Annotated in this window: 4 protein-coding genes; all 4 read right to left on the bottom strand. The window is 35.2% G+C overall.

Annotated elements, in window-relative coordinates; genetic code table 11:
* Nucleotides 1–160: 160 nt before the first annotated feature.
* The 4 genes from GC105_RS16420 to GC105_RS16435 all read right to left on the bottom strand — a co-directional run bounded on the left by GC105_RS16420 (nucleotide 161) and on the right by GC105_RS16435 (nucleotide 5414).
* On the bottom strand, nucleotides 161–3382 hold the full coding sequence (locus GC105_RS16420) for a type I restriction endonuclease subunit R (RefSeq protein WP_152807002.1): 3222 nt from the start codon (nucleotides 3380–3382) through the stop codon (nucleotides 161–163).
* Between the two features lie 27 nt (nucleotides 3383–3409).
* Nucleotides 3410–4411 carry a virulence RhuM family protein gene (locus GC105_RS16425; protein WP_152807008.1) on the bottom strand — a complete coding sequence of 334 codons (1002 nt, stop codon included), beginning with the start codon at nucleotides 4409–4411 and terminating at the stop codon, nucleotides 3410–3412.
* 121 nt (nucleotides 4412–4532) lie between these two features.
* Nucleotides 4533–4766, bottom strand: a complete 234-nt coding sequence (locus GC105_RS16430) for a restriction endonuclease subunit S (RefSeq protein ID WP_152807004.1) — start codon at nucleotides 4764–4766, stop codon at nucleotides 4533–4535.
* Between the two features lie 45 nt (nucleotides 4767–4811).
* Nucleotides 4812–5414, bottom strand: coding sequence for a helix-turn-helix domain-containing protein (locus tag GC105_RS16435; RefSeq protein ID WP_343030068.1), 603 nt, complete (start codon nucleotides 5412–5414; stop codon nucleotides 4812–4814).
* Nucleotides 5415–5698: the final 284 nt, after the last annotated feature.

Below are 5698 nucleotides of genomic sequence, written 5' to 3' on the forward strand. Positions count from 1 at the left end.
AGCTATTGAGAAGTTTGTTTTTTCGGCTTCTCAGTACATATCTATTTTTGCTTAAGAAAGATACATTCTTTCCTAGGACACAGAAATAATTACATTCTCTGTTTTATAGCTAATCGTGTCTTATTCCTGAAGACGACTAGGGGACACTTCAATGTGTCCCCTAGATATAATCTATATATTCCTCATCATCTTCTGCCACTTTTTCATACCAAGTCTCTTCTCCATATACATTACCACACATTTTTTCAGCTTGTCGCATGACGACTTTAAGCGCTTCTAATGCTTGATCTGGTGGATAATCGTACTTCTTTAGTAGTCTTTTTATAATCTTCCTCATACTAGCTTGAGCGCTTTTTCTGATGCTCCAGTCTATGGTGATGTTATTTCTGATTGCTAGGGTTAATTCGTGAGCAATCTTCTTAAGGGTTTCATCTTCCATGAACTCTCTTACAATATCATCTGCAGTTAAGGCGTCATAGAAGGCAATTTCATCTTCATTCATACCGAGGTTGGCTTCTTGTTCCTTCATCTTCTTAATTTCATGAGCCATTTTAATCAGCTCTTCAATGACTTCTGCATTAGTGATCGCTTGGTTTCGGTATTTGTTAAGGGCTTTCTTCAGCTTTTCAGAAAATTTTTCGGACTTTACTAGATTTCTCTTTTCCATTGCTTTGATGTTGCCTTCAAGCAACTTTTTGAGCATCTCTACTGCTAGATTCTTTTGCTTCATCGCTCTGACTTCATGTAAAAAATCTTCGGATAGAATAGAGATTTCTGGACGCTTGATACCCATTGCCTCAAATACATCAATTACATCTTCTGATATGATAGAACGTTCTAACATCTGATGAAGCCTGGCTTCTACTTCTCTTTTAGAAAGAGCTATTTGTTCTTTTTCTTTCAATTTGACCAAGCTGGCTTTCACCGCTTTAAAATAACTTATTTCTAAAGCTTTTGATTTCCCAATATCTGTTGCAGCGCACAAGGAATGAGATTTTGCCAGTTCTATAGCAAGCTTTTTAAATTCCTTTTGATCCTTTTCAGGTCTACCAAAAATAAAATCCATTCCGCCAACTATGGCTCTGATTCTCTCTACTTGCGATGTCCCCATATACTTTGAATAGTCAAATCCGTGCATCATATCTTTTAGTATTTCTAACTTTTCAAGCATTATTGCTATGGCTACATTTGCATCAATTCCTGTATTCTTTCGATCACTATTTGTATATTGATTTAATGCACTTTTTAGGCTCTCAAGTATCCCAAGATAATCAACGACAACCCCACCAGACTTTTCTTTAAACACACGATTAACCCTTGCAATAGCCTGCATCAAGTTATGTCCTTTCATTGGCTTATCAATGTACATAGTATGAAGAGAAGGTACATCAAATCCAGTAAGCCACATATCCCGTACAATAACAATCTTAAGCTCATCACTATTGTCTTTCATTCTTTTTGCCAAAGTATCTCTGCGTTGTTTCCCTCCTACATGTTGTTGGAGTTTTTCATTATCCGCCGCACTTCCAGTCATAACGACTTTCACTTTACCACTATTCATATCATCACTATGCCAATCAGGTCTAATTTGAACTATTGCATCATATAGCTCTGCACAGATACGTCTGCTCATACAAACTACCATAGCTTTCCCATCAATGGTCTTAGATTTTTCTTCGTAGTGATTGATAATATCCTCTGCCAATTTTTTAATTCTATTTGGCGACCCTACAACTGCTTCAAGTCGAGTCCATTTGGTTCTGTTTTTATCTCTTTCGTTATCTTCTTGGCCTTCAGTAATTTCTTCAAACTCATCATCAATTTTAATCAGTTCTTCATTATCCGCATCAAGCTTGATAATTCTATTTTCATAATAAATTCTTACGGTTGCTTCATCTTCAACGGCTCTTGTCATGTCATAGGTATCGATACAATGTCCAAATACTGCTGTCGTCGATCGATCCTCTAGGTCAATAGGCGTACCAGTAAATCCGATAAAGGAAGCGTTAGGCAGGGCATCTCTCAAATATTTGGCGTAGCCGTATTTGACTTCACCTGTTTTCATATCTGCTTTTGCATCTAGACCGTATTGACTTCTGTGGGCCTCATCTGCAATAATAATGACATTCTTACGATCAGTAAGTACAGGCATTTCTCCATCTTCTGGCTTGAACTTTTGAATCGTGGTAAATATAATTCCACCAGATTCTCTATCATTTAACAAATCATATAGACCATTGATCTCTACGGAGTCACTTGCTGATTGCCCAGTCTTTTGATGATCCTTTAGTTTTCTAATATTAGCTTGTTTAGGAGTTTGTCTTAATATATCTTGAGACTTCGCAAATGTTGAGAATAATTGGTCGTCTAAATCGTTTCTATCTGTTATAACAACAATGGTTGGATTGTTAAACTCTCTTACTAAACTCGCTGTATAGAAAACCATGGAGTAACTTTTTCCAGACCCTTGCGTATGCCAGACAATACCGATTTTTCTGTCTCCATCTTCTTTGGTTGCTTCTTTGGTTTTTTCAACTGCCTTTTTAACAGCAAAGTACTGGTGATAAGCAGCAAGTATCTTAATGATAGACTTTTTATCTCCTAATTTTAACCCATTTTCGTCTTTATCTTCTTCCCTTGATTCTTGGAATAAAATGAAGTTTTCAATAATATCCAGCACTCTTTCTTTTGCTAACATACCGTTAAAAAGCACTTCATATTGTGGCTTTGAAAGTAGCTCAATATCTATTCCATCTACTGTTCTCCAGTTCATAAACCGTTCTTCATTGGATGTAATGGTTCCAGCCTTGGCATTAATTCCATCAGACAGAATACAAAACGCATTGTACTTGAAAAATGATGGAATGTCCTTCTTATAAGTTTGAATTTGGTTATAGGCACTTTCAATCCCTACATTTTCATCACTGGCAGATTTTAGCTCAACTAAGACTAACGGAATACCATTAATGAAGATAATTAGATCGGGTCTTCGCTCTTCATTTTCTATGATGGTAAATTGGTTTACTACTAAAAATTCATTGTTCTTCATTTGATTAAAGTCAATGATAAAAGCTCTTTTTGTTCTAACATGCCCCTTCTCTTTAAATGAAACTTCAATGCCTTCTATTAATAATTTATGAAAATATCGATTGTTTTCTTCGAGCATAGGGCTGTTGTATGTAATGATTTGGCGATAGGCATCTTCTAGTGCTTCATGTGGTAAATTCCTATTAATCTTAAAAAGAGCATCTTTCACCCGTGATTCAAGTATGACCTCACGATAATCATTTCGCTCCTCTGCGTCACCACCTAATGAAATATCCGGTCCAAAGGCATATTCATAGCCTAAGTCTTGTAATATTTCAATCGCTGCTTCTTCCAGTAAATCTCCGTAAAGTGTTCATTGAAGCTAGTCATTTCGATTCCCCCTGGTCTTTAAACTCTTAACCTGATTTTCAACAGATTCAATGGTTGAAATGAAATGTTCCTCTACAGATGAAAGACCATTGATCTCTTGGTGATGATACTTCTCGTATTCAAGCTGCGCTTTGTCTATTGCCATGCCATGACTTATTTTACCTGCATTACTTAGAACTTCATTGTCTGTAATTCTTAGGAAGTCATCTAATTTTTGTATCCAGTCAGCCATATACATAGGCTTTTTTCGTAATGCTTGTAGCTCAGCAAATTCTAAATACGCTGTTACAATTCTATTCAAAAGATTCAGTTCGTCTTCATGTAAATAATTCTTTGCAACCGTAACTTCTGCTTTTGTAGGTTTCTTTCCCTTAAAGCTTCTCATACCAAGATAAGGTTTACCAGCGTCGACTCTAGCGTAGATTAACTCAGCGGCAGTATGGCCATGCGCTGCCCAATGCATTTTGTTTTGTATGGTTTTAAAAAAAGTAATGGAAGTTTCCGTACTTGGTGAATAATCTATACTGGTTGCATAGATATCTAGAACCTTTCTCCAGAATACTTTCTCAGAAGACCGGATATCACGAATGCGCTCAAGCAATTCATCAAAGTAATTGCCACCACCGGCATTTTTTAAAAGGTCATCATTCATGGTAAAACCTTTTATGATATACTCTTTTAACCGCTCTGTAGCCCATATCCGAAATTGGGTACCTCGATGAGATTTCACACGATAACCAACAGAGATTATTACATCAAGGTTATAATACCTAACATCATAATTTTTCCCGTCTGAAGCAGTTGTTGCAAAAGTTGCAACAACTGAATTTATATCAAGTTCACCTTCTTTAAAGATATTATTGATGTGCCTTGAAATTACTGATTTATCACGTTGAAATAGCTCACAAAGCTGTGCTTGACTTAACCAAACTGTATCCTCAACCATGGTTACTTCTATCTTTGTTTGTCCATCTTCTGTTTGAAACATCAACATTTCAGATTTATTCACACTGCACCTCCTACTTACTTTTTTTATGCCTGCCTTTGGCGCATATGAGTTAAACTAGTTCGAGCTGATAATCTTTTCTTTAAGCTTGGTTTTCGCAGTCCAAATTTCATGATACTTCACCTTGTGTATCGGGTGGTACTCTGATTTCTCCTGACATGAGTTTGGGGAGGAGGGTATCTCTTAATAGTGATAATTTCTCATTCTCTTTTTCAATAACATTTAATTTTCTTAGAATATTGAATATCATGTCTTGAAATTTCATCTGTATATTAACACTTGGTTTAACAATACTGACTTTCCTTAGTTCTTCTTCAAATCCAATATTCCCTGTAGTAGCCATTATATTTTTTCTCCATTGTTTTACCTGCGCCTTCAGGCAGGCAGGTTAATAATTATGATCATCAAATACTTCAAAAATTTCTACTTCAAATCCTTCTTGTTCAGGTTCGCTATTTACCCAATCAGGTAATACCTCGTAGTAATGAGCTAACGCCTCAACTGTCTTGTGTAAAACAGCTTCATGTTGTACTTTTTCCATTAGTTCAACAATAATTTTGTAAGTATCCATATAAGGATTTTGATCAACAACATCTAACGCTTCTTTGAATCTGGATACCAACTTCGCCTTTTCGATATCTCGCTCTATGGTATTCATCTCTTCTTTGTCATAAACAGGCACTTCTATTATATCGTTGGTTTCGCCAATCTCAAACTGTTGTTCATGCTTCATTATGACTGGCTTCAGATCTTTTTTTAGTTTCTCTTTTTGGATTTCCAGCTTTTCTATTTCAGATAATTCTCTATTAAAATAGGTGCTTGCTACTCCAAATAATTCTTCAAGTATAGGGAGATATTTTTTAGGAATTTTTTGTCTTCTCTTTATCCACATATTAATATTCTGTTTCTTTATGCCTAATTTCTCTGCTAGTTCTACATGTTGTATGTTATATAGACTCAGAATATATTCCAATCCTATCAAGTATTTCACCTTATTTCTAGAATATTTACTTTGTTAATTTTCATCTTATCGCATATTATTGTCTTAGTCAATTAAAATAGTTGATTTTTCTATTCTAGTATGATAATAAGAGTCTTGCAGGATGTTATCAATAACCGATTAGGTTTTAACAGTAAGACAATTTAATTCCTTACAAATTAAAAAACTCATCATAATTGTTTATGGTAATTTAAAAGTGGTCCAGTAATTCGATTAATATTAATTGAATTATGGTCCACTATTTTATTATAATCTTTCATATCTGAGGATATGGG

Origin of the sequence: Alkalibaculum sporogenes (genome assembly GCF_009362815.1) — a bacterium.
In the GTDB taxonomy this organism is placed as follows: Bacteria; Bacillota; Clostridia; order Eubacteriales; family Alkalibacteraceae; genus Alkalibaculum_A; species Alkalibaculum_A sporogenes.

Bases quoted from the DNA above. Each gene is read 5' to 3' on its own strand.
- GC105_RS16425 (WP_152807008.1), bottom strand. From the start codon at position 4,411: ATGTTGATGTTTCAAACAGAAGATGGACAAACAAAGATAGAAGTAACC.
- GC105_RS16430 (WP_152807004.1), bottom strand. From the start codon at position 4,766: ATGGCTACTACAGGGAATATTGGATTTGAAGAAGAACTAAGGAAAGTC.